At 68.4% G+C, this 25,418-nt stretch carries 20 protein-coding genes and 3 pseudogenes; 7 read left to right on the top strand and 16 right to left on the bottom strand.

The features are described 5' to 3' along the window. The first annotated feature begins 174 nt into the window (after positions 1–174). A complete protein-coding gene (locus ACWH49_RS09630) occupies positions 175–585 on the top strand; it encodes an SWIB/MDM2 domain-containing protein (RefSeq protein ID WP_056472086.1) in 411 nt (136 codons plus the stop codon). Between the two features lie 62 nt (positions 586–647). On the opposite strand, the pseudogene ACWH49_RS09625 reads toward ACWH49_RS09630, so the two are convergent. Together ACWH49_RS09625 and ACWH49_RS09620 are read right to left on the bottom strand one after the other, a co-directional pair. Continuing rightward, a pseudogene (locus tag ACWH49_RS09625) lies at positions 648–1,510 on the bottom strand (amidohydrolase family protein). After that, entirely contained in the window at positions 1,510–2,112 is a 603-nt protein-coding gene (locus ACWH49_RS09620) for a DsbA family protein (protein WP_448171263.1), read from the bottom strand. The pseudogene ACWH49_RS09625 and the gene ACWH49_RS09620 overlap by 1 nt, the downstream one beginning before the upstream one ends. A gap of 303 nt (positions 2,113–2,415) precedes the next feature. Here ACWH49_RS09620 and ACWH49_RS09615 point away from each other — a divergent pair. Continuing rightward, positions 2,416–2,717 (top strand): annotated as a pseudogene (locus ACWH49_RS09615) (IS3 family transposase); the annotation flags it as partial. Between the two features lie 76 nt (positions 2,718–2,793). Then, positions 2,794–3,062, top strand: a pseudogene (locus tag ACWH49_RS09610) (IS3 family transposase); the annotation flags it as partial. Between the two features lie 2,060 nt (positions 3,063–5,122). Here ACWH49_RS09610 and ACWH49_RS09605 read toward each other — a convergent pair. Genes ACWH49_RS09605 through ACWH49_RS09580 form a run of 6 tightly spaced genes read right to left on the bottom strand, consistent with a single transcriptional unit; the run spans position 5,123 to position 11,477 of the window. Then, positions 5,123–7,006 (bottom strand): bifunctional sugar phosphate isomerase/epimerase/4-hydroxyphenylpyruvate dioxygenase family protein, encoded by a 1,884-nt coding sequence (locus tag ACWH49_RS09605; protein WP_448171262.1) that lies wholly within the window; start codon positions 7,004–7,006, stop codon positions 5,123–5,125. Between the two features lie 16 nt (positions 7,007–7,022). Next, on the bottom strand, positions 7,023–7,667 hold the full coding sequence (pcaG, locus tag ACWH49_RS09600) for a protocatechuate 3,4-dioxygenase subunit alpha (RefSeq protein ID WP_448171261.1): 645 nt from the start codon (positions 7,665–7,667) through the stop codon (positions 7,023–7,025). After that, complete coding sequence (gene pcaH / locus ACWH49_RS09595; protein WP_448171260.1) at positions 7,664–8,407, bottom strand: protocatechuate 3,4-dioxygenase subunit beta; 744 nt, start codon at positions 8,405–8,407, stop codon at positions 7,664–7,666. The genes pcaG and pcaH overlap by 4 nt, the downstream gene beginning before the upstream one ends. 20 nt (positions 8,408–8,427) lie before the next feature. Continuing rightward, positions 8,428–9,267, bottom strand: coding sequence for a 3-keto-5-aminohexanoate cleavage protein (locus tag ACWH49_RS09590; RefSeq protein ID WP_448171259.1), 840 nt, complete (start codon positions 9,265–9,267; stop codon positions 8,428–8,430). A gap of 19 nt (positions 9,268–9,286) precedes the next feature. Continuing rightward, positions 9,287–10,120: a shikimate dehydrogenase family protein gene (locus ACWH49_RS09585; RefSeq protein ID WP_448171258.1), complete on the bottom strand. Its 834-nt coding sequence runs from the start codon at positions 10,118–10,120 to the stop codon at positions 9,287–9,289. Positions 10,121–10,139: 19 nt separating this feature from the next. Further along, positions 10,140–11,477 carry an MFS transporter gene (locus ACWH49_RS09580; protein WP_448171257.1) on the bottom strand — a complete coding sequence of 446 codons (1,338 nt, stop codon included), beginning with the start codon at positions 11,475–11,477 and terminating at the stop codon, positions 10,140–10,142. 219 nt (positions 11,478–11,696) lie between these two features. On the opposite strand from ACWH49_RS09580, the gene ACWH49_RS09575 reads away from it, so the two are divergent. After that, positions 11,697–12,287, top strand: coding sequence for a TetR/AcrR family transcriptional regulator (locus ACWH49_RS09575; RefSeq protein WP_448171256.1), 591 nt, complete (start codon positions 11,697–11,699; stop codon positions 12,285–12,287). Between the two features lie 7 nt (positions 12,288–12,294). Here ACWH49_RS09575 and ACWH49_RS09570 read toward each other — a convergent pair whose 3' ends face one another. Genes ACWH49_RS09570 through ACWH49_RS09555 form a run of 4 tightly spaced genes read right to left on the bottom strand, consistent with a single transcriptional unit; the run spans position 12,295 to position 16,733 of the window. After that, positions 12,295–14,256 (bottom strand): acyltransferase family protein, encoded by a 1,962-nt coding sequence (locus ACWH49_RS09570; protein ID WP_448171255.1) that lies wholly within the window; start codon positions 14,254–14,256, stop codon positions 12,295–12,297. A 3-nt stretch (positions 14,257–14,259) separates the two neighbouring features. After that, the gene (locus tag ACWH49_RS09565) at positions 14,260–15,624 is read right to left on the bottom strand and encodes a chloride channel protein (RefSeq protein ID WP_448171254.1); all 1,365 of its coding nucleotides are present in this window, start codon (positions 15,622–15,624) and stop codon (positions 14,260–14,262) included. Positions 15,625–15,661: 37 nt separating this feature from the next. Continuing rightward, entirely contained in the window at positions 15,662–16,192 is a 531-nt protein-coding gene (gene pal / locus ACWH49_RS09560; RefSeq protein ID WP_448171253.1) for a peptidoglycan-associated lipoprotein Pal, read from the bottom strand. 37 nt (positions 16,193–16,229) lie between these two features. Further along, entirely contained in the window at positions 16,230–16,733 is a 504-nt protein-coding gene (locus tag ACWH49_RS09555) for a MarR family winged helix-turn-helix transcriptional regulator (RefSeq protein WP_448171252.1), read from the bottom strand. Positions 16,734–16,866: 133 nt separating this feature from the next. Here ACWH49_RS09555 and ACWH49_RS09550 point away from each other — a divergent pair, with 133 nt between their 5' ends. Both ACWH49_RS09550 and ACWH49_RS09545 read left to right on the top strand, forming a co-directional pair. Continuing rightward, complete coding sequence (locus ACWH49_RS09550) at positions 16,867–18,045, top strand: cation:proton antiporter (protein WP_448171251.1); 1,179 nt, start codon at positions 16,867–16,869, stop codon at positions 18,043–18,045. Beyond that, positions 18,045–19,175 carry a YbdK family carboxylate-amine ligase gene (locus ACWH49_RS09545; protein WP_448171250.1) on the top strand — a complete coding sequence of 377 codons (1,131 nt, stop codon included), beginning with the start codon at positions 18,045–18,047 and terminating at the stop codon, positions 19,173–19,175. Before ACWH49_RS09550 ends, ACWH49_RS09545 begins: the two co-directional genes overlap by 1 nt. A gap of 10 nt (positions 19,176–19,185) precedes the next feature. Here the strand turns inward: ACWH49_RS09545 and ACWH49_RS09540 are convergent, their stop codons facing one another. Continuing rightward, a complete protein-coding gene (locus tag ACWH49_RS09540) occupies positions 19,186–19,743 on the bottom strand; it encodes a CAP domain-containing protein (RefSeq protein ID WP_448171249.1) in 558 nt (185 codons plus the stop codon). A gap of 215 nt (positions 19,744–19,958) precedes the next feature. Between ACWH49_RS09540 and ACWH49_RS09535 the strand changes: the two genes are divergently transcribed. Continuing rightward, positions 19,959–20,861: an MHFG family PEP-CTERM protein gene (locus ACWH49_RS09535; protein ID WP_448171248.1), complete on the top strand. Its 903-nt coding sequence runs from the start codon at positions 19,959–19,961 to the stop codon at positions 20,859–20,861. On the opposite strand, the gene uvrA is transcribed toward ACWH49_RS09535, so the two are convergent. The 3 genes from uvrA to ACWH49_RS09520 form a co-directional block, all read right to left on the bottom strand. Continuing rightward, positions 20,851–23,766 (bottom strand): excinuclease ABC subunit UvrA, encoded by a 2,916-nt coding sequence (gene uvrA / locus ACWH49_RS09530; protein WP_448171247.1) that lies wholly within the window; start codon positions 23,764–23,766, stop codon positions 20,851–20,853. The two genes, ACWH49_RS09535 and uvrA, sit on opposite strands and share 11 nt — an antisense overlap. A gap of 73 nt (positions 23,767–23,839) precedes the next feature. After that, the gene (locus ACWH49_RS09525) at positions 23,840–24,754 is read right to left on the bottom strand and encodes a hypothetical protein (protein WP_448171246.1); all 915 of its coding nucleotides are present in this window, start codon (positions 24,752–24,754) and stop codon (positions 23,840–23,842) included. Next, entirely contained in the window at positions 24,751–25,398 is a 648-nt protein-coding gene (locus tag ACWH49_RS09520; protein ID WP_448171245.1) for a sigma-70 family RNA polymerase sigma factor, read from the bottom strand. The genes ACWH49_RS09525 and ACWH49_RS09520 overlap by 4 nt, the downstream gene beginning before the upstream one ends. Positions 25,399–25,418: the final 20 nt, after the last annotated feature.

Below are 25,418 nucleotides of genomic sequence, written 5' to 3'. Positions count from 1 at the left end.
GGCGACAAAGCGCGTTCCACCTCGAAGAAATGCGCGTTTCTCCTGTGAAAACTTCTTCTCTCTGTACTACGCAGGCATTACTATTCGCTCCGCACGGTGCTATGGAGAAATGAGAGTCCACGCGGCTCTCGCCCATCCCGGGCACATCAACCAACTTTGATGGAGAGAATCAACATGGCAACTGCGAAGAAAGCGCCGGCTAAGAAAGCGGCACCAGCGAAGAAGGCCGCACCGGCCAAGAAGGCGGCACCTGCGAAGAAGGCCGCGCCTGCCAAGAAGGCAGCGCCCGCCAAGAAGGCGGCTCCTGCGAAGAAGGCTGCAGCACCGGCCAAGAAGCGCACTCCCAACGCCGCCTTCATGAAGGCGATGACCCCGAGTGCCGCGCTCGCTGCGATCATCGGCCCGAAGCCGGTGCCGCGCACCGAGGTGACGAAGAAGGTCTGGGAGTACATCAAGGCCAACAAGCTGCAGGACGCAGCGAAGAAGACGATGATCAATGCCGACGCCAAGCTGAAGGAAATCTTCAAGAAGGCGCAAGTCTCGATGTTCGAGATGACCAAGCTGATCAACGCTCACCTGAGCTGATCGTCGAGTCGCGCGTTCCGCGCGCGAGGAAGAAGCCGGTGCATGCACCGGCTTTTTTCATGTCAGCGCGGCGTCGCCACCTCGAACAGCGCCGCCGCATTCCCCACGCCACACGTTGCGCCACCGCCGGCGGCAGGTCGCCGAGCCAGACACGCGCGGCGCGCATCAGGTTCTCGTAGTCGTTCCAGCGCGCGTTGATCCAGGTGTCCGAGCCGACCATGAACCGGTCCGGGAACTCGCCGATCAGCGCCTTCCACTCGGCGCTGAGGTGGCCGTCGGCCTCGGTCAGGCCGGGCCGGTACGACAGCTCGCCCATCAGCGCGGGGTAGCGCGCGAGCAGCGCCCGCACCCGCGCGACCGGAGCACCGCCGATGCCGGTGTGGGCCCAGATCAGGCGGGCGCCCGGGGCGTTCCGCAGCAGCCGGTCTATCGCGTCGTCGTCGACATGGGCGAGCACCGCGAGCTTGTTCTGCTGCGCCAGCTGCATCAGCTGGCGCGCGACCGACCCCTCGGCATTCGCGCTGTCGTACAGGTGGAACTCGCCGATGCCGCGGAACGGACCGGCCTTCGTGCCGGCCGCGAGCTGCTGCTTCACCATCGTGTAGATCGTCGGGTCGCCGAACCAGCCGGTGTAGTCGGCGCGGTTGCGGTACAGCCGCACGAAAGGCACGACGGTGACGCCGGCCGCGGCCGCCTGCGGCGCTGCCGCGAGGGCGATCGTGCCGTCGTTCGGCCGGCTGTTCGCGACGATCGCGCGCACGCCGCTGCGCTGCATGCGCGCCAGCACGTCGGCGATCGGGAACGGCGCGGCCGCTTCCTCGTTGTAGTGCAGGTGGGTGTCGAACAGCGGGCCGCCATAGGGCTCGGCGCGCGCGCCGAGCGCCGCGGCCAGCAGCGCGGCGCCGGCGAGCCAGCCGCGGCGCATCAGCCGCGCGCCAGCCGGCGCTCGAGGTAGTCGAGCCGGTCCTGGCCCCAGAAGATCTCGCCGTCGACCACGTAGCTCGGTGCGCCGAACACGCCGATCTCGATCGCGTGACGCGAGTCGGCGTCGTAGCGGGCCTGGACCTCGGGCGCCTGCGCGTCGTCCAGACGCGCGGGAGGCAACCCGCAGGTCGCGAGCAGCGCGGCCAGCGTGGACTCGTCGGCGATGTCGAGCTCGTCGACCCAGACGCCGCGCATCGCCGCGCCGGCCAGGTCCATCGCTGCGTCGCTGCCGTCGTGCGTGTCGACCGCGATGATCAACCGCGAGGCCGCGTCACTCGCGACCGGGAAGAACTTCGGATGCAGGTTCAGCGGCACGCCGAGGTGCTCGCTGAAGCGCTTCAGCTCGACCAGCCGATAGGCCTGGCGCTGCGGCGCCCGCTTGGCGAGCGGCAGGCCGCCGGTGACCGGGAAGACCTGGCTCAGGTCGACCGGCCGCACGTGGATCGTGGCGCCAGCTGCGCGCGCTATGGCCGCGAAGCGCTCATGGCCCAGGTAGGTCCAGGGCGATTGCGGCGAGAAGTAGTAGTCAACAGAAAGATGCAAAGCGTGTGCTCCCGTGGAGGAGACCGTAGTCTACCGACCCCGTATATTCGGCTGAGTAGTCGTAGGAGACGCAACCTGAGATATTGGGGCACTCTCGTTTCGAGGTAGTGGTTCGGGCTGCACCCTCTCAGAGGCTTAGGGCAAAGCGCCAGAATCTCTTTCATCATCGGGTTCCATTGGCGAGCGGGTCGCTGGACGGCTTGCGTCGAAAATTCATCGATACCGGTCTCCGCGAAGCCTGTGCGCCAGACTGAACCGCCCCGGGTTTTTTGGGGAGGCTCCGCCTCTTGAAGAGATGGAACCATGAACAAGTCGACCAAGTTCTCACCCTATGCCTGTGAGTGCGCCGTGCGCCGTGCGCATGGTGCAGGAAAAACGATACGAGTGTCCGTCGTTGTAGGCGGCCGTGGAGTCGATCGCGCCGACGGTCGGCTGCGTGCCTCAGGCGCTGTTGACGTGGGTCCAGTGCGACGGAAACGACAGCGGTTTGCGCGATGGTTGACGACGGCCGAGGCGCAGCGCGTCCGGGCTAACAGGGTCCTGAAGTTGGCCAGCGCGCCTTTCTCCCAGGAGGAGCTCGACCGCCGACTCAAGTCTTGAAAACTTCATCGTCAAAGATCGCGCCAGCCACGGGATCGAGTCGATCAGATGCCCCATCGGCTTATCGACGCACGCGGCACCAGGCACGGCCTGCAGGGCATCAGGCACGGCAAGGTCGTGCGCACCGCCGTCAGCGACGGCAAGGCAGTGCCCACTGGACCGGGTCAACTGGAGTTCCGCGCCGAGCAGCTGGGAGTCTTCACCTACCAGTCGACCTGGCAGGGCTGGCTCTACGTGGCCCTCGTCATCGACATATTCGCCCGGCGCAGCGTCGGCTGGCCGGTGAGCAATGGGATGCGGACCGACTTCGTTCTCGTTGCGCTTGAGCAGGCGCTGTCGCGCGCAAGCCTTAGCGCACCAGTGGCTTAGTCCATCACTCGGACCGCAGCTCGCAATACGTCAGCATCCGGTAGGCCGCGATGTATGCCGCCCATCTTTAACGGTCGCACGTCACTTCGCGACTCCGATGACTGGGCGGCACCCTGCGTTTGTGTGACCGCGTTGCTTTGCGAATGGGGGTTGTGAGACGCCCATTTTGGACGTAGTTGCGGCGCGTAATCTCCCGTCTTTTCGTGCCGCATCCGTTCAGCGACTTGTTCTAGCGGCAGGCTTGCCTGCATGTTGAGAGCATATTGCGACCTCGTTGCATATAAAGAATTTATCTTTTCGCTGCGGAACGCCTTATGACACGCACTGCGGAGGTAACTTCTCGGCTCATCTTATAACAAGCAGAAAAGTTCTCTCGTCGCTTCGAATGCTTTTGCGTCAAGATCCCAGCAAAGACCTCAAAGGAAGGTGTACCCAAAAGTGATCATTTGGTGCGATAGCGATATCGAGTGTCGCAATATCGGTATGCAACGCCGACAGTCAGGGATAATAGATTTGGCGTGGTCGGCTCATGTCGTAGATGTTACCGCCCGTAGGCATCGACCCAGCGTTTTCGCGCTTTCCGTTAGTAAGAGGCAGTATTTCTTCGTCGGCATTACGCCACGATGCCCCGACCATTCCTTTGGTCTTGTACCAGTCGGAAGTTCAACTCGAATCCAGTCAAGCCCCAATCCGTTGTGCGATTCATCTAAGTCAGCGGTCCTGTCATAGCCCGCATCTATTTCGAATCTCTCCATCAAGGGATGTGAGTCAGAATAGCGAACCCACTGTAGGGCGTTGAAAGCTTTATCATAAGGAGCGGACCGTTTCCGATGCTGGTCGCGTTGGCAAGGGCTAGGGCCCGGTAAGAAATCCGCAAGCTCTTCTGATATGCTGCTGCGTTTTTTAGTAAGTCCTCCACCAATTGAATGGGCGAGATCCTCAGTGCACTTCCCAGTTCTTTGTTCGCCGTCGTGTGGACCAGTTATAAGATCTTCCGACTATGTGACGTTTTCCGCCTTGGTGTCCGCGTTGCGCACGCGATACCTCGCATTGGGTGATCGGAACTCTTGTTCGAGATCAGGCGGAAGTCCGCAGTGCTTTATCAATGGCTCTCGGTCGATCGCGTTAACTCTAGGCTCCGTAGTCGCGTTCAAACGCGCAGGAGCTGAGCGCTATGGGTGCATTACTGCACTAGATGCCGCTCGCACCTTCGAAGCTATCCTGACACGCAAATGCACCATAGCCAGCCAGCGCTCTTGAAGGATTTCATGTAGGTATCAGACCACGGACAACATTAAGCGCGTCGCTGAGCCGCGTGGTTGCGAGCCCTACACGACTTCTCGCTGCGAGGAGGCGCTTTCAGGTCGTGCAATATTGAAACTGTCAGCCGTTCGTTCGGCTTCGAAGGTGATTGCAACGGCAATTCATAGTCGGTGTGTGGGCTTAGGCTCCAGAGAGCGCTCCGAGGCATAAGTAGGCGGGCTCTCTGGCCTGATGGTCATTACACATTCCATGAATTTGCGGAGTCCGCGAAGAGTAAACTTAAATACTGACTACTACGCGCGATATGGTGCAAGTCAGTGTCATTTCCGTTTTGGCATTTCATGCGTGCGAGCAAGTTCCTCCGTGCGCGCAAGTTCCTCCGTGCGCGCGTATCAGTCGACTACGTGCCTAAACTGGATCGCATAGGAGGACCGGTACAACTATTGTGTTCTGACTGTATGCTTACAAATAACGATCGGTTTGTAGTCGCCGCACCTTCGGTGGCGTGAATCAACTGTGTGAACCGCCGTTGCTCCGATCTGCCAAGTGAATATGGAAGTGCGCACCGGAAGTTTTAAGTGCGGGCTCAGTCTGGCGCTTGGGCGACCGCGCGCCACTCACTTCACTGCTTGCGAAATACGACTGCGGGTTGCGCTCGCATCGAAACGCGATCGCTTGTCAGCGACATTGAGTCTCAATGGCAATGAAGTGGGGCTGCAAGGCTGTTAGGGCTTCGTCCAATTCCCACGCTCAGATACTAGTGTGGTGATCTCGCTATTCATTGGCTGAGCTGTTCCTGAGATGCCAGCCGAGCTGGAGCGTTTAACGCCCCATAGTATTGGTAGCCGTTGCGCTGAACGATCTCAAAGAAGAAGCGATCGTCGAATGTTTTGCTGTAGGCGTGGAGATAGCGGCCATCGCAGCTGGCGTCATACAGGATGTCGAGGGCCTGCATCCGCCGCACCAGCGTCTCGTCGAGCGCGAGGCGTGCGATCAGGTCGTCGTAGTAGTTCGCCGAGATCGGCACGAAGCGCGCACCGCGCGCACGCAGCTGCGCCATCGTCGCGAAGATGTCGTCGCAGCCGAACGCAATGTGGTGCACGCCCCCGCCGGAACGGCCGCTCGCGCTGACTTGGCGTGCGGTGCGCGTGTGGTCGCCGATAGAGGTGTTGAGCACGAAGCGCACGCTGCCGTCGGCGTTGGCGACGCCGCGGCTGCGGATCAGGCCGAACGGGTCCGCGAGTTCCAGGCTTTCGCCCGAGGACAGGTCGAGCACCGCGCGGCTGAACAGCGTCCAGGTGTCGAGCTGGTCATTGGCCAGGCCGAGCGCGACGTGGTCGATCGTGCGCAGGCCGGCGCCGCCGTCAGCCGCCGCGCCGTCCGCGGGAACGAAATCGGCCTCGATGTCCTGGCCGGTCGGCACGAACTGCATCACGATGCCGCCCGGCGACACGATCGCCGGCAGCTCCAGCTCCTGCGCGCCGCGCGGGCTGTCGCAGCGGGCGGAGAGCAGGGCCTGCCCGCGTTCGGCGGCCTGCCGGGGATCGCGGGTCGACAAGCCGATCGTGCAGACGCTCGTACCCTGTTGGGCAAATCGCGCCTGCGCGTCCGAGCCCGGCTGCGCGTTGAGCACGAGGCGGATGTCGCCTTGCCGATACAGCGCCACGTCCTTGCTGCGGTGCTGGCCGTGGCGGTGGAAGCCGAAATGTTCCAGCAGCTCGCCAAGCGCGCGGCCGGCGGCGGGATCGACCGCGAATTCGATGAACGCGAAGCCGTCGAACGGCGCCGCGGCGGGCGGATCGGCCAGCGGCACGCGGTCGACGATGGCCGCGTCGCCGGCGCGCTGGAGCCGCCCACGCACCTGGCTTTCCAGATAGAGCAGCGAGCGCATCGCATCGAGCGCGGTGCGCCGGTTCGGCGTCGCGCGGAACACGTCGTTGAAGATCTCGAGCGACAGGTTGCCGGTGTAGCCGGCCCGCAGCACCTGCTCGAAGAAGTGCTCCAGGTCGAACTGGCCCTGGCCGGGGAAGTTGCGGTGGTGCCGGGCCCACTGCAGCACGTCCATCGCCATCAGCGGCGCATCGGCCATCTGCACGAAGAAGATCCTGTCGCCGGGGATGGCGCGGATGCCGGTTGGGTCGTCGCGCAGCGACAGCGTGTGGAAGCTGTCGAGGATCAGGCCGAGGGCCGGGTGGTCGCCGCGCTGCACGATGTCCCACGCCTGTCGGTACAGGTTGACCCAGCGGCCCCAGGCCAGCGCCTCATAGCCGATGCGCAGGCCGCGCCGGGCCGCGCGTTCGGCCAGTTCATGCAACTGCGCGGCCGCGAGCGCGGGGTCGTTCAGCGATTGCGGCGAGGTGTTCGAGCACACCAGCATCAGCGGCGTGCCCAGCGTCTGCATCAGGTCGAACTTGGCTTCGGCGCGGTCGAGGCTGCGCCGGAACAGCGGCTCGGGCATGCCTTCGAAGTCGCGGAACGGCTGGTACAGGTCGATGCCGAGGCCGAGGTCGTCGGCGCGCGCCTTCAACTCGGCCGCGCTGCCGTTGAAGTTGATGAAGTCGGCCTCGAACAGCTCGATGGCGTCGAAGCCGGCGGCCGCGACCGCCTCGAGCTTCTGCGGCAACGTGCCGCTGAGGGAGACGGTGGCGATCGACTTGCGCATGGCGTGACAGGTCCGCTCAGATGTCGAAGAACACCGTCTCGCCCTCGCCCTGCAGGCGGATGTCGAAGCGGTAGACCGGGACGGCACCTGGGCCGGTACCCGCGCTGCGCTGCGCGATGAGCGTGGTGCGGCGTGCCTCCCACTCGATGAGGTTGAGCACCGCGTCCTTCGCGTTCGCCTCGGCCTCGTCGCTGAAGTACAGCCGCGTGTTCAACCCGAGGTTGATCCCGCGCGCCACCACCCACACGTTGATGTGCGGCGCCATGAAGCGGCCGTTCCGGCCGGTCACCACCCCTGGCTTGATCGTGTCGAAGCTGTAGACCCCGGTGTCGAAGTCGGTGCAGCTGCGCCCCCAGCCGCGGAAGTCCGGGTCTTCGGCCTTGCCCGGCTGTCGATCGGCCGGGTGCGCGTATCGGCCGGCGGCGTTGGCCTGCCAGATCTCGATCAGCACGTCCTTGAGCACCGTGCCGATGCCGTCGAACACCCGGCCTTCGATCCGGATGCGCTCGCCCTGCGTGCGCTCGTTGGTCAGCACGCTGCCGAAGTTGTGCTCGAAGATCTCGAAGCCGGCCTGCTGCGGCGCCAGCCCGATGTGCACGTAGGGGCCGGCGGTCTGCGAGGCGGTTTCTCTCATCAGCGGCTGCATTTGCTGCTGGCTCATTGGGCGCTCCCTTGCACGGCGTTCTCGAACAGCGTCGCGCGCTGGCCGCGCAGCACGATGTCGAAGCGGTAGGCGCGGCTGTCGAGCTGGACGAAGGCGCTCGTGTCCTGCAGCGCGATCAGGCCGCGGATCTGCTCCTCGCTGGGCACGATGCGCAGGATCGGGCAGGTGGCGATCAGCGGGTCGCCCTCGAAGTACATCTGGGTGATCAGGCGCTGGACCCAGCCGTTGCCCGAGATGGCGTAGTGGATGTGGGCCGGGCGCCAGTCGTTGACGCGGTTGCGCCACGGGTAGGGGCCGGGGCGGATGGTGCGGTAGGCGTAGTAGCCGTTGGCGTCGGTGAGCATGCGCCCGCAGCCGCCGAAGTGGGGGTCGAGCGCGCCGATGTACTGGTCCTTCTTGTGGCGGTAGCGGCCGCTGGCGTTGGCCTGCCAGACTTCGACCAGCGCGTTCGGCACCGGGCGGCCGAGCTGGTCGTGGACGTAGCCGTGCACGACGATGCGCTCGCCGATCGGCAGGCCGTCCTTGGCGGCGTTCAGGATCAGGTCGTGGTCGAGCGGGCCGAACTCCTCGGCGCGGAACACCGGCGCGGTGACCTCGGACAGCGACTGCTGCAGCGAGATCGGCGCCAGACGCGGCGAGCGCAGCACGCTGGTCTTGTACGCCGGGGTCAGCGCCGGCGGGTGCGACGTGGTGTCGCGCATCAGGTATTCGGCGTCGGGCGCGGGGGTGTTCTTCATGGCGTTCTCCTCCAGGGCGATCATGCCGCCGCGGCGGCGGGCAGGCCGAGCAGCGCACGCGCTTCGGCCACGCTCGCGGGCCGGCGGCCGTACTCGGCGCACAGCTCGGCCACCTGCTTCACCAGCGCGGCGTTCGACGGGGCGAGCGTGTCCTTGTCCAGCCGCACGTTGTCCTCGAGCCCGGTGCGGCAGTGGCCGCCGAGTTCGAGCGACCACTGCGCCAGCGTGCGCTGCGCGCGGCCGATGCCGGCGCCGGTCCAGGTGGCGTCGGGCGCCAGGCGCTTCAACGTCCTGACGTAGAACTCGAACACCTCGCGATCCACCGGCATCGCGTTCTTGATGCCCATGATGAACTGGATGTGCAGCGGCCCGACGATCTGGCCGGCACGCTGCATCGCGACCGCCTGGAAGATCATCGACAGGTCGAAGGCCTCGACCTCCGGCTTGACGCCGTATTGCTTCATCTCGCCGGCCAGCCATTCGACCAGCTCGGGCGAGTTGTCGTAGACGCGGGTCGGGAAGTTGACCGAGCCGGTCGCGAGCGAGGCCATGTCGGGCCGCAGCGAGAGCATCGCCCCGCGCTCGTGCCCGGCGCCGGAGCGGCCGCCGGTCGAGACCTGCGTGATGATGCCGGGCGCGTGCTTGCGGATGCCGTCGAGAACGGTCGCGAAGAGCTCGGGCGCCGAGGTCGGCGTCTCGTCGTCGTTGCGCACGTGCAGGTGGACGAGCGTGGCGCCGGCCTCGTAGGCGGCCTGGGTCGACTCGATCTGCTCGCTGATGCTGATCGGCACCGCGGGGTTGTCCTTCTTCTTCGGCAGCGAGCCGGTGATGGCGACGGAGATGATGCAGGGGGGCGTCATGGTGGGAGTTCTCTGAAGGTCAATACATGATCTGCGCGACCGCACGGAGCTCGTCCGGCGTGGCAGTGCCGAAGCCGAAGAACTCCAGGTAGGCGGGGATCATCTCGAACAGCATGTCGGTGCCGACCTGCACCGGGCAGCCCTTGGCCCGTGCGGCGGCGAGGAGTGGCGTGATCGCCTGCTTCATCACGACCTCGCCGACGAAGGTGCGCGCGGCGATGCGCGAGACGTCGAACGGCAGCGGGTCGCCGTCGGTCATGCCGAGCGGGGTCGCGTTGACGACGAGGTCGAAGCCGGCCGGGTCGTTGGAGCCGGTGCGCACGAGGAGGGCCGGGTAGTGCGCGCGCAGGCGCGCTGCCAGCGCCTCGGCGGACGACGGGAAGCTGTCGAACAGCGCGAGTTCCGCGACGCCGGCCGCCGCGAGCGACGCCGCGATCGCCGAGCCGACGCCCCCGCTGCCCGAGACCAGCGCGCGCGCGCCAGTCAGCTGCAGGCCCTTGCGTTGCGCGCCGCGGACGAAGCCGGTGCCGTCGAACTGGTCACCGAGCCACGAGCCGTCAGGCCGGCGCAGCAGCGCGTTGCAGGCGCCGGCGATCTTCGCGGTCGGGGTGACCTCGTCGGCCAGCGTCAGCGTGGTGACCTTGTGCGGCATCGTGACCAGCGCGCCGCGCAGGTTGGTCACGCGCGCCAGCGCCGCCAGCGTGGCCGGGTAGTCGTCGGGCTTGACGCCCATCGGCACCACGACCGCGTCGATGCCCTGCGTCTCGAACCAGGGGTTGTAGATCATCGGCGCCTTGAACGCCTCGGTCGGGTAGCCGAGGTGGGCGATGAGCTGGGTCTTGCCGCTGATCATGGCGATCTCCGTCGACGGGTCAGGCGAAGGCGGGAGACGACGGCGTGCGCTGGCCGAGCATTTCCATCGGCACGTTGCTGGTCTCGCGCGCCGACCAGGCCGCGAGCGCCGAGACGACGGCCGCTGCGGTCGTGAACGCCGCCACCGGCATCCAGCCGTTCGGCCCCGCTCCCATCACCGCGGCGCTGATCGCCGGTGCAAAGCCGCCCAGCGCAAAGCCGAGCTGCGTGCCGATCGCCATGCCCGACAGGCGCACCCGGGTCGAGAACATCTCGCCATAGAACGCCGGCCACACGCCGTTGGCGGCACTGTAGACCACGCCCGACAGCAGCAGGCCGAGCGCGAAGATCATCGGGATGTTCGCGGTGCTCAGGGCCCACATGTACGGCCAGATCAGCGCGGCCGAGCCGAGCGCGCCCAGCACGAACACCGGGCGGCGACCGATGCGGTCGGACAGCATCGCCCACAGCGGGATCGCGCCGAGTGCCACCAGGTTGGCGAGCACCAGCACCGTCAGCATCGTCGCCCGCGGGATGTGCACGGTGTTGACTGCATACGAGAGCGTGAACACGCTGAAGATCGTGCTGACCACGGAGACCAGCGCGGCGAAGACGACCCGCAGCACGTCCGGCCAGTGGCTGGCGAACAGCTCGACGATCGGCAGCTTCGGCGTGGCGTGGGCGTTCTCCTCGGCGGCGAAGGCCGGCGTCTCGGGCAGCGTGCGCCGCACCCAGACGCCGACGGCCACGACGACCGCGCTCAGGAAGAAGGGGATGCGCCAGCCCCAGGCGAGCAGGTCGGCTTCCGGCAACGCGGACACCGGGATGAACACCAGCGTCGCGAGGATCAGCCCGGCCTGCGTGCCCGACAGCGTGAAGCTGGTGAAGAACGCGCGCTTGTTGTCGGGGGCGTGTTCCAGCGTCATCGAGTTGGCGCCGGCCTGTTCGCCGGACGCCGAGATACCCTGCAGCAGGCGCAGGATGACCAGCATGATTGGTGAGGCGATGCCGATCTGCTCATAAGTCGGCAGCGCGCCGACCAGGAAGGTCGAGATGCCCATCAGCAGCAGCGTGAAGGTCAGCACCTTCTTGCGCCCGAACTTGTCGCCGACGTGGCCCAGGATCACGGCGCCGAACGGCCGCGCGATGTAGGCGACGCCGAAGGTCGCGAACGCGGCGACGGTGGCGAGCTGCGGGTCGATCGACGGGAAGAAGATCTTGCCGAACACCAGCGCCGCGGCGGTGCCGTAGATGAAGAAGTCGTAATACTCGACCGCGCTGCCGATCCAGCTGGCGATGGCCGCCTTGCGCGGGGAGCGCACCGGCTGCGCGGTGGATGACGGGGAAAGGGGTGTCATGGATGTCTCCTGAAGCTCGGGTCATCGAACCGTGACCACGGATCACAATGTACTAACTAGTTCGTTTTCTTTTATGCGGGGAAACCCGCATTCACCTGTAAAGAGGCGTTTTGATTGACGTGCTAGGCTTGCCAAATGAACCAAGTAGTACAGGAAACGACCGATACGGGCGCGGCCGGGGGTATCCGTCCGAAACGCGCGTACGACGCGCAGGGCTCCATGGCCGACATCCTGGCGGTCGCCACCGCGGAGTTCGCCGAAAAGGGCCTGGCCGGCGCGCGGATCGACGAGATCGCCGCCGCCACGCGCACCAGCAAGCGGATGATCTACTACCACTTCGGCAGCAAGGAGGGGCTCTACCTTGCGGTGCTGGAAGAGTCGTACCGCCGGATCCGCGAGATCGAGTCGCAGCTCCATCTCGAGGACCTCGAGCCCGAGGACGCGCTGCGCAAGCTGGTCGCGTTCACGTTCGACTACCAGCAGGACAACGAGGACTTCATCCGCCTGGTGATGAACGAGAACATGCACCGCGGCGAATACCTTGCGCAGAGCAAGACGATCCACCAGCTGAACGTGCCGGCGATCAACGCCGTGAAGAGCATCTACGAGCGCGGCGTGAAGGCCAAGGTGTTCCGCCGCGGGGTCGACCCGGTCGACCTGCACATGTCGATCTCGGCCCTGTGCTTCTTCAACGTCGCCAACCGCCACACCTTCAGCCTGATCTTTGCGGGCTCGCTGGACACGCCGGCCGCCTTGCGGGCGCGCCGCGACAACATCGTCGAGATGATCGTGCGCTTCGTGCGGAAGTAGCCGCGCGTCACCGCAGCAGCGGCGCGAAGACGAGCCGCGCGACCGTCTCGGAGCCGGCCGGCGTCAGGTGGCCGTAGTCGCGCACCAGCAGCCTGAGCGATTCGGCCGAGTCGGTCATCGCCAGGCAGCCCCGCGGGTTGCACAGGGCGTCGATCAGCGAGACGAAGCGCACGTCGCCGCCCGCGGGGTAGGCGGCGCGCAAGCGAGCATCGGTCCGCAGGATGGTGGTGTCGAGACCGTCGCGCAGGTAGCGCGGCCGGGTGTCGAGCGCGTGCGCGTAGCGCAGCGGCAGGGAAGGCAGCCACTGTGGCGACGGACCGACGAGCACCATCTCGCCGCCGTGGTCGCGCACGAAGCGCGCGATCGCCGCCCAGTCGGTGAGCTCGTGGCCTTCGCGTTGCGCCACGAAGACCCGCCGCGGCCGGTGGCTGCGGATGTAGTCGCGCGCGGCGCGGTTGCTGGCGCGGCAGGCCGCAGGGTCGATCGCGCCGGGAGCGAGATCGTCCAGTCGCGGCGGGCACGCACTCGCCGCGACGAGGGCGATCGTGCCCGGCGGCGCGACCCGGTCGAAGCCGTACCAGAGCGACTGCGCGTGCGAGTCGCCCCACAGCAGGAAGAGGCCGCGCCCGGCACCGGCGGGCAGGCATTCGGCATCGATCGAGGCCCGCGCCGACTTGGTCCGGACGTCGTGGAAGTTGCAGGCCTCGCGCATCGTCGCGTCGGTGTCGAACGGATCGCCGTCGGCGTAGATGTCGGCGAAGCGCTTGTCCTGTGCCTGAGAGGTCGGTCGGTAGTCGGCCGTGGCCCATGCCGCGCCGGCCAGGACCAGCAGGCTCGCGAAGGCCGTGGCCACCCGTGTCACCGGCACGCGGCGCTGCAGCTGGATCGGCCGTTCGACGGCGACGTACGTCAGCGCCGCCAGCACGACCGTGAGGCCGAGCGCCGCGCCGAGCTGCGGCGTGGTCAACGAGTCGTAGTCGTTCCAGATCCACGCGAACGTGAGCAACGGCCAGTGCCAGAGGTACAGCGGATAACTGATCCGACCGACCCAGACCGCGGCCGGGTGCGCGAGCAGCCGGTTGGGCGCCGCCCCGGGGCCGGCCGCGATCAGCAGGGTCGCGCCCAGCGTCGGCGCGAGGGCGAACGCGCCGGGGTAGGCGAGGTCGCGGTGGTAGAGCACGCAGGCGGCACCGATCGCCAGCACACCGAGACCCGACGCGGCGTGCCGCAGCCGATCCGCCAGGCGCGGCAGCCACACCAGCATCGCGCCGGCGAGCAGCTCCCACGCGCGGGTGTGCGGGAGGAAGAACGCTGCGGAGGGCGACTCCCGCGACAGCAGGACACACGCGGCCAGCGACGCGACGACGATCGCGACCGTGAGTCCGACACGCCAGCGCCAGAGCGCGAGCAGGGCCAGCGGCCACACCAGGTAGAACTGCTCCTCGATCGCGAGCGACCACAGATGGAGCAGCGGCTTCAATGCCGCGTCGGTGTCGAAGTAGCCCGACTCGCGCCACAGCACGACATTGGAGCTGAAGGTCACGCCACCGATGACATGCCGGCACAGGGTCGCCAACTGCCTCGGCGACAGGATCAGCCAGCCGGCGAGGAGCGCGAACGCCAGCACGACCGCGAGCGCCGGCAGGATGCGGCGCGCCCGGCGTGCGTAGAACCGGGCGAGCGTGAAGCTGCCGGCCGCGATCTCGCGCGCGACGATGCCCGTGATCAGGTAGCCGGAGATCACGAAGAACACGTCGACACCGACGAACCCGCCGGGCAGCGCGTGCGGAAACGCGTGGTACGCGATCACCGCGAGCACGGCGACGGCGCGCAATCCGTCGATGTCCGCGCGGTAGTGCTCGGTGCGTGTCGGCGCGATGAGGTTCTCCTGGCATGACGGCGCGCATGCGCCCTGCTCGCAGGGTCGCCGAGTGAGGCTCGCGCGGCTGTAGGGCGCTGCCGCGCCCACCCGTCAGTGAGGGGCGGGCGGGCCCACGGCGCGGTCCGGCGACTGCGCGTTCGTCTCGAGTTGCGGCGCGGGTCGGGGCATCCAGCCCTCGGCCAGCTCCTGGTACAGCTCGGGCCCGAAACGCCCGCTGACCGTCTTCGACAGGAACGCCACCGCCATCAGGCTGATCACCATCTGGTGGCCGTTCACCATCTCCATCACGATGATCGCTGCGGTGATCGGCGATTGCGTCACGGCCGCGAGGAACGCCGCCATGCACAGCGCGATCCACGCGTGCGCGTCGATGCCGAGGCCGACCCACTGCGACAGGTCGCTGCCCACGGCGGTGCCGACCGCCAGCGACGGCGCGAAGATGCCGCCGGGCATGCCGCTGAAGTAGGTCGCCAGCGTCGCCAGGAAGCGCGTGATCGGCGCGTGCCATTCCAGCGTGATCTGGCCGCCGATCGCCTGCGACGCCGCGGCGTAGCCGCTGCCGAACGAGGTGCCGCCGCTGACCCAGCCCAGCCCCGCGACGACCAGCCCGCAGCCCGCCGCGAACCACAGCGGGTGCGCGCGCCGCCAGGCCCACAGGCCGAACATCGGATGGCGCTGGGGCCACAGCACCAGCCAGCTGAACAGCCCGCCGCCGACGCCGCAGACGATGCCGGCGATCAGCGTCGGCAGCCACACCGCGGTGCCGAGATCGCGCACCGTCAACTGCCCGAAGTAGGTGTAATTGCCCTTCAGCGCGATCGCCACCAGGCCCGAAATGATGATCGTGCTGACCAGCACGCCGCTGGTGCGGCTTTCCAGCCGGCGACCGAGTTCCTCGACCGCGAACACGATGCCGGCCAGCGGCGTGTTGAACGCCGCGGCGATGCCGGCCGCGCCGCCGGCCAGGATCAGGTCGGACTGGCGCAGCGTGCGGCCGTTCGGCAGGAAGCGGTTCGCGAACTGCAGCACCGACGCCGCGACCTGCACCGACGGCCCCTCGCGTCCCGCCGAGAAGCCGCCCACCAGGGCCAGCGAACCGAGCGCCACCTTCGCGCTCGCGACGCGCCAGGACAGCAGCGCCGTCACCGGCCGGCCGATCGCCGCGAGCCGCGTCGCCGCGACCACCTGCGGAATGCCGCTGCCCGCGGCGCCGGGCACATAGCGGCGCGTCGCCCAGACGACGAACACGCCGAGGGCCGGGCTGAGCAGGAACGGCGACCACCACCAGCGCCGCTGCAGCATGTCGAACAACGCCAGCGCGTGTTCGGCGAGCGTGGCAAAGCCGACCACCGCGAGCCCGGCCGCGCCGGCCGCGAACCACAGGACGGCGCGCATCTGCCAGCGCTGGCGCAGCCGCCGGTTCGTCAGCCACGCCAGGCCGTCGCGCGCTCGCATCGATCGGCCCGCCGCTCTCGTCAGCCCGACGCCGTGATCAGCGCTTCACGTAGCGGATGTCCGCGCGGCGGTTCTCGGCCCACGCCGCTTCGTCGTGGCCCTCGGACTTCGGCCGCTCCTCGCCGTAGCTGACCGGCTCGATCTGCGCCGGCTTCGCGCCCATCAGTTCGAGTTGCTTGGCCACGATCTGGGCGCGCTTGTCGCCGAGTGCGAGGTTGTATTCACGTGAGCCGCGCTCGTCGGTGTTGCCTTCGATTCGGATCTGCACCTGCGCATGGCTTTGCAGGAATCGGCCGTGCGCCTGCACCAGCGGCTGGTACTTGGGGTCGACCGCGAAGTCGTCGTAGCCGAAGTAGACGCTGCGCGCCGCCAATTCGCTCTTCGGATCGTCCAGCGGATCGAGCGTGACGGTGGCGACCTTGCTCTGTGCGGTGCCGGCCGGCGGCGTCGCGGGCGGCAACGTCGTGGCGCTGGTCACCGGCGGCTTCGGGGTGTCGAGCGGCGTGCTGCTGCAGGCGGCCAGCGCAGCGGCCGCGGCGAGCGCGAGGGTCAGGGTCTTGAAGGTCATCGAGTTTCTCCTTGGGGATGGCAGCGGACGACGCCCGCTATTCGGTAAAGGGCAACGGTGCGCCGGCGAGTGCCGGGTCGAAGCCGCCCATGCACTCGACCAGCACCGCGAGGCCGTCATGGACCTGCCGGCGCTGCGCCGGGCTCATGCCGTCGAGCACGTCCGGCAGCAAGCCGCGTGCCGGACCGGCCGATCGCGCCAGCGCCTTGCGGCCCGCCGCCGCGAGGTGCACCTGGACGATGCGCTGATCGTCCGGCGAACGGCCCTTGCGCACCAGGCCCGCGGCCTCGAGGCGATTCAACAGGTTGCTCATCGTCGTCTGATGCACGCGCAGGCGCTGCGCGAGTTCGCCCACGCTCAGGCCATCGGCCTGCGCGACCTCGTGCAGCGTCCACATCTGCGCACCGGGCAGGCCGGTCGCGCGCTCGACCACTGCCGAATGGTTGCCGGCGAGCCGGAACACCACGCGCAACAGTTCGAGCACATCGAGCGCGCCCGGCGCGGCGCGGCGCCGGCGGGTCGGAGCAACAGGGGCTTTCATTTGCGCAAAGTATATTGCCGCAAATGTAATCTCCGGATGTTGCCAAGTTGTTTCCAAAGGCCACATTTGCGGCATTGGGGTGCGTCGCGTTAGGCTGCGCGCCCGCACACAACGACAAAGAGACAGGGATCGCATGGACCCGGACTTGCTCGGCCCGCTCGTGGCCTGGCCCTTGATGCTGCTGACCGCGTGGTCCGCCGGTGAATGGGTCTTCCGGCACTGGAACGTGCCGCGCGTGTGCGCCTACGGCGCGGTCGGGCTGCTGCTCGGCGGCATCGGCGTGTCGCAGAACGTCGCGTCGCACATGGCGCAGGGCTTCATGGCGAACGTGGCGCTGGCGCTGACGCTGTTCGAGCTCGGCTACCGCATCAACCCGCGCTGGTTCCGCCACAACCCTTGGGTGCTGGCGGCCGGGATCGCGCAGGCGCTGCTGACCTTCGGCGCGGTGTTCTGGGTCGGCGGGCTGTTCGCGCTGAACACCGACCATCGGCTGGTGCTGGCCGCGCTGTGCGTCGCGACCTCGCCGGCCGCGATCATGCGCGTGACCCACGAGCTGCGCAGCGCCGGGCAGGTGACCGAGCGGCTGCTGCACCTGTGCGCGCTGAACTGCCTGGTCGCGGTGCTGCTGCTGAAGCTCGTCGTCGGCTACTGGCACCTGGAGACCAGCGGCGATTTCGGCCAGGCGGCCTTCAACAGCATCTACGTGATCGGCCTGTCGCTGGTCGCGGGCGCGGTGTTCGGCTTCGTCGCGCCGCTGCTGAACCGCCTCGCGACCAGCAGCAACAGCACCACCGTGACCTTCGCGTTCCTGGTGCTGGTGCTGACCGGCCTCGCGCAAAGCCTGCACCTGTCGCCGCTGCTGGCCGCGCTGGCGTTCGGCGTGGTCGCGCGCGAGCGGCGCCTGATGCTCAGCCACGCGCAGCGCAATTTCGGCGCGCTCGGCGACGTGCTGACGGTGTTCCTGTTCGTCTACATCGGCAGCCTGCTGTCGTGGCACGGGCTGGTCGCCGGGCTGGTGCTCGGCGTCGCGGTGCTGGCAGCGCGCAGCACCGCGCACACGCTGGTCAACGTCAGCGTCGCGCGCGTCAGCGGCACCACCTTCCGGAAGGGCGCGTTGACCGGGCTGGCGCTGATGCCGATGTCGGCGTTCGCGCTGCTGCTGCTGGAGGAGAGCCGGCTCTACGGCTTCGACCTGGCACGCGACAGCCTGCCGGTGATCGTGGGCCTGCTGGTGCTGCTCGACGTGATCGGCCCGCTGGTCACGCAGCGCGCCCTGATGCTGGCGGGCGAGGCCCACCCGGAGGAAGCCTGATGCCGCTCGGACCTTTCGGACAATCGCAGGCGCTGTCGCTCGGCGTCGAGCTCGAGCTGCAGCTCGTCAACACCGTCGACTACGACCTGACCTCGGGCGCCAACGACCTGCTGGAGCTGCTCTCGCGCAAGCCGTTCCCGGGCACCGTGACGCCCGAGATGACGCAGAGCATGATCGAGATCGCCACCGGCATCCAGACGCAGCACGCCCCGCTGCTGGCCGAGCTGCGCGGCATGCGCGACACGCTGGTGGCGGCGTGCGATCGCCTCAACATGGGCATCGCCGGCGGCGGGACGCATCCGTTCCAGCGCTGGTCGGAGCAGCGCGTGTTCGAGAAGCCGCGCTACCAGCAGCTGTCGCAGCTGTACGGCTACCTGGCGAAGCAGTTCACCGTGTTCGGCCAGCACGTGCACGTGGGCTGCGCGTCGGGCGACGATGCGCTGTTCCTGCTGCACTCGCTGAATCGCTACGTGCCGCACTTCATCGCGCTGTCCGGGTCGTCGCCGTTCTTCCAGGGCGTGGACACGCTGTTCGATTCGGCGCGGCTGAACTCGGTGTTCGCGTTCCCGCTGAGCGGGCGCGCGCCGTTCACGCTGAGCTGGGACGATTTCGCGAACGGCTATTTCACGAAGATGGAAGCGACCGGCGTCGTCAAGTCGATGAAGGACTTCTACTGGGACATCCGCCCGAAGCCCGAGTACGGCACGATCGAGCTGCGCGTGTGCGACACGCCGCTGACCGTCGAACGCGCTGCCGCGCTCGCGTGCTACCTGCAGGCGATCTGCCGGCGACTGCTCGAACGCGCCGAGCCGATGCCGCAGGAGGACGACTACCTGGTCTACACCTTCAACCGCTTCCAGGCCTGCCGCTTCGGCCTCGACGGCACGATGGTCGACCCGCAGACGCGCGAGAGCCGCACGATCCGCGAGGACATCCTCGCGACGCTGCGCCATGTCGAGACGCACGGCGCCGTGCTGCAGAGCCTGCCGGCGCTCGAGGAGATCGAGCGCTGCGCGGCCAGCGCCGGCAACCACGCGACGCACCTGCGCCAGGTGTTCGCGCGCACGCGCAACGCGCAGAGCATGGTGCAGGAGAGCACGCGCGCATTGCGCGCCGGGCCCACGCTGTGAACCGCTTCGGTCAACGCACGCGCGACGGGGCGCCGAGCACCAGCGTCCAGTAGCGGCCGGTGCCGCTCTCGCTGACGCTGCCGTCGCTGCAGGCCAGGCCGAGCTCGGCGACCTTCGCGCTCATCAGATTGGCGCAGTGGGCTTCGCTGTCGAGCCAGGCATCGACCACCGCATCGAGCGACGCGTAACCGACCGCCACGTTCTCGACTGCGGTGCTGAAGCGATAGCCCATCGCATCCAGGCGCTCGCCGAGGTTGCGGTTGAGGCTGTCGCGGTGGCTCATCTGGTCGAGCTTCGCCATGTCCTGCGCCTGTGCCGCCGCGACGGCGGCCAGGCGCGGATTCCACGCGAGCGGCGCGGCCCGGGTCGGCGTTCCCGGACGGTGACACGCGGCGCCGCGCGCGCGGGTCGCGTTGAGTCGTTCCAGCACCTGGTCGGGCGAGAGCGCCGCGCTGCAACGCGTCGCCGCAGCCGCTTCCGGATGAACTGCGCGGGGCGCGAGCGTGCCAACCGTCACAATCAGGCCCGCGGTGACCCAGAGGGCCGGCTTGAACACGGGAGAAGTCATGGCGGAAGCATCGGAACGGGAGACACCTGTCTTGAGCAAAATCGGCGCCGCGAATCCGCCCGACCATGAGTGACACTTCGAAAATGGTGTCTCGGGCACTCAGGTGTGACTTATTGACTCCCTGGGTCAGAGGGAACCCCCCGCGTCCCCGGGAGCACGGAAACGGGCATGCCCCGTTAGATTGGCTCCATGTCGCAAACAGTTACGAAACTGCCATGAAGAGGTCGTCGTCCCGCCGGGTGTTGGAGCTGCTGCTGTGCAGCTTCGCCGCCTTTCCGTTGATGGCCGCGGCGGCCGCATCGTCGGCGCCACCGACCCTCGCGCTCGAGCGCTGCAGCTGGGACCATCCGGGCGTGAACCCGTTCATGGGCGACGTCGTCGCCGCGGTGGACCGATACGCTGACATCCCGGTCGACGTGCGCGAGCGCCTGAAGGCGCGCATGGAAAAGCGCGAGTACGACGACCTCGTCGAGATCCGCCGTGACAGCATGATCGGTCGCGGTGGCTACGACTACGGCAACACGATCACCGACATGCACTTCGGCACGCACCAGGTCTGCCGCACGGTGACGCGCAACTCGTGGACCCCGCAGATGCAGGAGCGCGGACTCGTCTATTGCGAGAGCGGGCACTGCATCCTGGTGCCCACCGTGTGCCGCAACGTGAGCCGCGTGACGCGCCGCGGTGTGGGGCCAGCGATGGCCGAGAACGCGCCGCTGCTCGGCAGCGAGCCGCCGGTCGCCGCGCTCGCACCGCCGCCGGCCATGGACGACGCGCTGCCGCCGATCGACTGGGACGGCCCGACCGGCGCGGGCCCGCTCGAAGCCGGCCCGATCGGCCATGCGGACGGCGTACCCGCACTCGCGGGTCCGGAGTGGGCCGGGCTGCCGGGGTCCGGCTGGTATGGCTTGCCGGTGATCGTGCCGGGCCTGATCGGCGGTGGTGGTGGCGGTTCGACCGTCGCGACAGCCAAGCCGCCCTTCGGTTCGGACGGCAACCCGCTGCCACCCGCGCCTCCGGTCACCACGCCCGTGCCCGAGCCGCAGACCTGGGCGCTGATGCTGGCCGGCCTGGCCGCCGGCGCGTTGATCCGCCGCCGCGCGGCGATCAGGCGCTGAGCAGCGGCTTCAGGTAGCGCCCGGTGAAGCTCGCCGGGCTCGCGGCCACGTCTTCCGGCGTGCCGGTCACCAGCACCGTGCCACCGCCGGCGCCGCCCTCGGGGCCCATGTCGATGATCCAGTCGGCGGTCTTGATCACGTCGAGGTTGTGTTCGATCACGACAATCGTGTTGCCGGCGTCGCGCAGCTGGTGCAGCACCTTGAGCAGCAGGTCGATGTCGGCGAAGTGCAGGCCGGTGGTCGGCTCGTCGAGGATATAGAGCGTGCGGCCGGTGTCGCGCTTGCTGAGCTCGAGCGCGAGCTTGACGCGCTGCGCCTCCCCCCCGGACAGCGTCGTCGCGCTCTGGCCGAGACGGATGTAGCCCAGCCCCACGTCGAGCAGCGTCTGCAGCTTGCGGGCGATGTTCGGCACCGCGTTGAAGTAGGCGTGCGCGTCCTCGACGGTCAGGTTCAGCACCTCGGTGATGTTCTTGCCCTTGTAGAGCACCTCGAGCGTCTCGCGGTTGTAGCGCTTGCCGTGACACACGTCGCAGGGCACGTACACGTCGGGCAGGAAATGCATCTCGACCTTCAGCACGCCGTCGCCCTGGCAGGCCTCGCAGCGCCCGCCGGCCACGTTGAAGCTGAACCGGCCGGGCCCGTAGCCGCGTTCCTTCGCGGTGTTCATCTCGGCAAAGAGTTCGCGGATCGGCGTGAACATGCCGGTGTAGGTCGCGGGGTTGCTGCGCGGCGTGCGGCCGATCGGGCTCTGGTCGACGTTGATCACCTTGTCGAACGCGTCGAGGCCCTCGATCGACTCGACCGGCTCGGACTCGGCGTGGCTGTTGTAGAGCTTGCGGGCGACGGTCGCGTACAGCGTGTCGTTGACCAGCGTGCTCTTGCCCGAGCCGGACACGCCGGTCACGCAGGTCAGCAGCCCCACCGGAATCTCGACGCTGACGTTCTTGAGGTTGTGTCCGCGCGCGCCGACGATGCTCAGTTCGGTCGGGCCGTCGCCATGCGCGCCCCAGGCCTGGCCGCGACGCGGCACGCGGCGCTTCGGCACCTCGATGCGCAACGCCCGCGACAGGTACTGGCCGGTCAGCGACGCGGGGTTGGCCGCCACCTGCGCCGCGGTCCCTTGCGCCATCACGCGCCCGCCGTGCACGCCGGCGCCCGGGCCCATGTCGATCACATGGTCGGCGGCCATGATCGCGTCCTCGTCGTGCTCGACCACGAGCACGCTGTTGCCGATGTCGCGCAGGTGGCGCAGCGTGCCGATCAGGCGCTCGTTGTCGCGCTGGTGCAATCCGATGCTCGGTTCGTCGAGCACGTACATCACGCCCGTGAGGCCGGAGCCGATCTGCGACGCGAGGCGGATGCGCTGCGACTCGCCCCCCGACAGCGAATCGGCGTTGCGGTCCAGGCTGAGGTAGTTCAGCCCCACGTCGTTCAGGAACTTCAGGCGCGAGCGGATCTCGCGCACCACCTTGTCGGCGATCTCGGCCTTCGCGCCCTGCAGCGTCAACGACTCGAAGTAGGCGAGGCACTCGCGCAAGGTGAAGTGCTCGACGCGGAAGATGGGTTCCTTGTCGGCGCTGGTGGCGTCGACCAGGAACACGTTGCGCGCCTCGCGCCGCAGCCGCGAACCCTCGCAGTCGGGGCAGGGCTTGGCGCTCTGGTAGCGCATCAGGTCCTCGCGCACCGCGGCCGAGTCGGTCTCGCGGAAGCGCCGCTCCAGGTTCGGCAGGATGCCCTCGAACGGGTGCGAGCGCTTGACGACGCGTTGCTTGCCGCGGGCGCCCTCGGCCTCGTAGACGAACTCGATGTCGGTCGTGCCCGAGCCGTGCAGCAGCACCTTGCGCGCGTCGGGCGGCAGGTCCTCGAACGCGGTGTCGATGTCGAACGCGTAATGCTTCGCGACGCTCTCGAGCAGCGAGAAGGTGTAGCCGTTGCGCCGGTCCCAGCCCTTGACCGCACCGCTGGCCAGGCTCAGCGACGGGAAGGCGACGACGCGGTCCGGATCGAACACGGTGGTGTGGCCGAGGCCGTCGCACGTCGGGCAGGCGCCGACCGGCGAATTGAAGGAGAACAGCCGCGGCTCGAGTTCGCTGAGGCTGTAGCTGCACACCGGGCACGCGAACTTGCTGGAGAACAGGTGCTCGCGGGCGGTGTCCATCTCCAGCGCCATCGCGCGGCCCTCGGCGATGCGCAGCGCTGCCTCGAAGCTCTCGGCCAGGCGCTGCTGCAGGCCGGGCTGCACCTTGACGCGGTCGATCACGACATCGATGTCGTGCTTCTCGGCCTTCTTGAGCTTCGGCACGTCGGCCGCCTCGTACGCGGTGCCGTCGACGCGGAAGCGCACGTAGCCCTGCGCCTGCATGTCGGCGAACAGCTCGGTGAACTCGCCCTTGCGGTCGCGCACCACCGGCGCCACCACCATCAGCCGCGTGCCCTCGGGCAATGCCAGCGCCGCATCGACCATCTGGCTCACCGACTGCGCCTGCAGCGGCAGGTGGTGGTCGGGGCAGTAGGGAGTGCCGGCGCGGGCGTAGAGCAGGCGCAGGTAGTCGTGGATCTCGGTGACGGTGCCGACGGTCGAGCGCGGGTTGTGCGAGGTCGCCTTCTGTTCGATGCTGATGGCCGGGCTCAGGCCCTCGATCACGTCGACATCGGGCTTGTCCATCAGCTGCAGGAACTGCCGCGCGTAGGCCGACAGGCTCTCGACATAGCGTCGCTGCCCCTCCGCATACAGCGTGTCGAACGCCAGCGAACTCTTGCCCGAGCCCGACAGCCCGGTGATCACCACGAGCTGGTTGCGCGGGATGTCGAGGTCGATGTTCTTCAGGTTGTGCGTGCGAGCCCCGCGCACGCGGATCGCGTTGGCGACCTCGGGCACGACGGCGGTCTCGGTGGGGTGGGGCATCGGTGAGTTGCGCAAAACCGACCATGATAACGGCCCGGCCCTTTGCGGGCATTCACCGCCGCCGGGCGGCCACTCAGGGCGCGGCGCCGTCCAGGTCCTGAAGCAACTGGTCGACGGTGGCCGCCGGCAGCGCGGCGGCGTGGGTGTCGGGCGTGGACCAGGCGTGCTCGGCGTCGAAACGCAGGGTCGCCGTCGGCGCGCCGTCGCGGTACAGGCGCAGCACGCGGCCCGCCTGCGCCGGCGCGGCCTCGTCGGTACGCCGCCAGCGGCCGACCGTGGCCGCGTCGAACTGCGCCAGCCAGCGCTGCATCTTCGGCGTCATCGGTTGCGCCAGGCCGTTGCGCTGCCAGTGCCAGCGTTGCGGCTCGGCGCGGATCGACGCCAGCGCCTCGGCCCACGACGCGGAGCGGCTCACCGGCCGGTCACTGGACTCCGCAAGGCCCTTGCCCGCTGCCGCGCGGTTGTCGGCGCTCTCCAGGGCGGGCAAGGGAATCGGGGCCGGTGCCGGGGCCGCCATCGGGGCCGTGGGCGAGGGTGCCGGCGGCGCCGCTGGCGGTGCAGGTTTTGCCGGCGCCGGCTTCTTCGCCGGCGCGGGTTCGACGGTGCGCAATCGGGCATCCGCCGCACCGGCGGGCGCCGCGTCGCGCGGGCCGGGCTCGGCGCTTGCCGCCGGTGCCGGGGGTGCGTGCGGGTCGATGGGTTGGCCCCACCACATCAGTCCCACCACAGTGGCGATCATCACGCTGGCGAACCCGGCCGCCACCGGCGGGCGGGCCAGCCAGGCCCACGCCTGGGCCCAGCGACCGCGCGCCGCCGCGGATGCAGCGGCGGGTGCGGCGCTCGCGGCGGCCCGCGCCTGGCGCAGGATGGCGTCGCTCACGGCCGTCGGCGGCGCGGCCCGCGCGTCCGGCGCGTGGCGCAGCGCCTCGCGCAGCCAGGCGTCGCGCTCGGGGTCGGCCCGGTCATCCGGGTGCATGGGCGCGGTCATCGCGGTCCGCTTCCGAGCGGCGCGAGGTGCGCGCCCATGCAGGTGCGCAGCTTGCTCATCGCGTAGCGCAGGCGGGTCTTCGCGGTTTCGAAGCCCACGTCCAGCGCGCGCGCCACGTCGTCGAGCGCGAAACCGTCGTCGTGGTGCAGCAGGAAGGTGCTGCGCTGCGGCAGCGGCAACTGATCCAGGCAGCCCAGCAGCTGCTCGCCGGCACGGCGCCAGAACGCCAGCTCCTCGGTGTGCGCCGCCGCGCCGGCCGGCGCCGGCCAGTGCTGCCACGCGGCCGAGGCGTCGGCGACGGGTTCCCACGGCGCGCCGTCGTCGTCCTCGAACGCGTCGAGCGCCACCTCGCGCCCGCTGCGGCGCAGCAGGTCGACGACCCGGTGATGGGCCAGCGTGAACAGCCACGTGCGGAAGCTCGCGCCGTCCTGCGTCCAGCGCGTGCGCGCCTGCACGACCCGCAACCAGGTGTCCTGGAACACCTCGTCCGTCTGGGCGTTCAACGCACTGCCGAGCAGCCGGCGGATGAAGCGGTACAGACCGGCGTGATGGCGCGCATAGAGCTGCTCGAACGCCCGGGCGTCGCCTGCGGCGTAGGCGGCCATCAAGGCGTCGTCGGCGGGATCGGGGCGGTGGGCGCTCACGCGTGAAGTTTGCCTGAACG

The sequence above is a fragment of the Rhizobacter fulvus genome, assembly GCF_964020785.1.
This window is presented reverse-complemented; position numbering and strand designations above follow the sequence as displayed.

What these genes read in the sequence shown, in the direction of transcription:
- ACWH49_RS09630 (WP_056472086.1), top strand. Translation starts at nt 175, where the DNA reads ATGGCAACTGCGAAGAAAGCGCCGGCTAAGAAAGCGGCACCAGCGAAG.
- ACWH49_RS09605 (WP_448171262.1), bottom strand. Translation starts at nt 7,006, where the DNA reads ATGCGCAAGTCGATCGCCACCGTCTCCCTCAGCGGCACGTTGCCGCAG.
- pcaG (WP_448171261.1), bottom strand. Translation starts at nt 7,667, where the DNA reads ATGAGCCAGCAGCAAATGCAGCCGCTGATGAGAGAAACCGCCTCGCAG.
- pcaH (WP_448171260.1), bottom strand. Translation starts at nt 8,407, where the DNA reads ATGAAGAACACCCCCGCGCCCGACGCCGAATACCTGATGCGCGACACC.
- ACWH49_RS09590 (WP_448171259.1), bottom strand. Translation starts at nt 9,267, where the DNA reads ATGACGCCCCCCTGCATCATCTCCGTCGCCATCACCGGCTCGCTGCCG.
- ACWH49_RS09585 (WP_448171258.1), bottom strand. Translation starts at nt 10,120, where the DNA reads ATGATCAGCGGCAAGACCCAGCTCATCGCCCACCTCGGCTACCCGACC.
- ACWH49_RS09580 (WP_448171257.1), bottom strand. Translation starts at nt 11,477, where the DNA reads ATGACACCCCTTTCCCCGTCATCCACCGCGCAGCCGGTGCGCTCCCCG.
- ACWH49_RS09575 (WP_448171256.1), top strand. Translation starts at nt 11,697, where the DNA reads ATGGCCGACATCCTGGCGGTCGCCACCGCGGAGTTCGCCGAAAAGGGC.
- ACWH49_RS09565 (WP_448171254.1), bottom strand. Translation starts at nt 15,624, where the DNA reads ATGCGAGCGCGCGACGGCCTGGCGTGGCTGACGAACCGGCGGCTGCGC.
- pal (WP_448171253.1), bottom strand. Translation starts at nt 16,192, where the DNA reads ATGACCTTCAAGACCCTGACCCTCGCGCTCGCCGCGGCCGCTGCGCTG.
- ACWH49_RS09555 (WP_448171252.1), bottom strand. Translation starts at nt 16,733, where the DNA reads ATGAAAGCCCCTGTTGCTCCGACCCGCCGGCGCCGCGCCGCGCCGGGC.
- ACWH49_RS09550 (WP_448171251.1), top strand. Translation starts at nt 16,867, where the DNA reads ATGGACCCGGACTTGCTCGGCCCGCTCGTGGCCTGGCCCTTGATGCTG.
- ACWH49_RS09545 (WP_448171250.1), top strand. Translation starts at nt 18,045, where the DNA reads ATGCCGCTCGGACCTTTCGGACAATCGCAGGCGCTGTCGCTCGGCGTC.
- ACWH49_RS09540 (WP_448171249.1), bottom strand. Translation starts at nt 19,743, where the DNA reads ATGACTTCTCCCGTGTTCAAGCCGGCCCTCTGGGTCACCGCGGGCCTG.
- ACWH49_RS09535 (WP_448171248.1), top strand. Translation starts at nt 19,959, where the DNA reads ATGAAGAGGTCGTCGTCCCGCCGGGTGTTGGAGCTGCTGCTGTGCAGC.
- uvrA (WP_448171247.1), bottom strand. Translation starts at nt 23,766, where the DNA reads ATGCCCCACCCCACCGAGACCGCCGTCGTGCCCGAGGTCGCCAACGCG.
- ACWH49_RS09525 (WP_448171246.1), bottom strand. Translation starts at nt 24,754, where the DNA reads ATGACCGCGCCCATGCACCCGGATGACCGGGCCGACCCCGAGCGCGAC.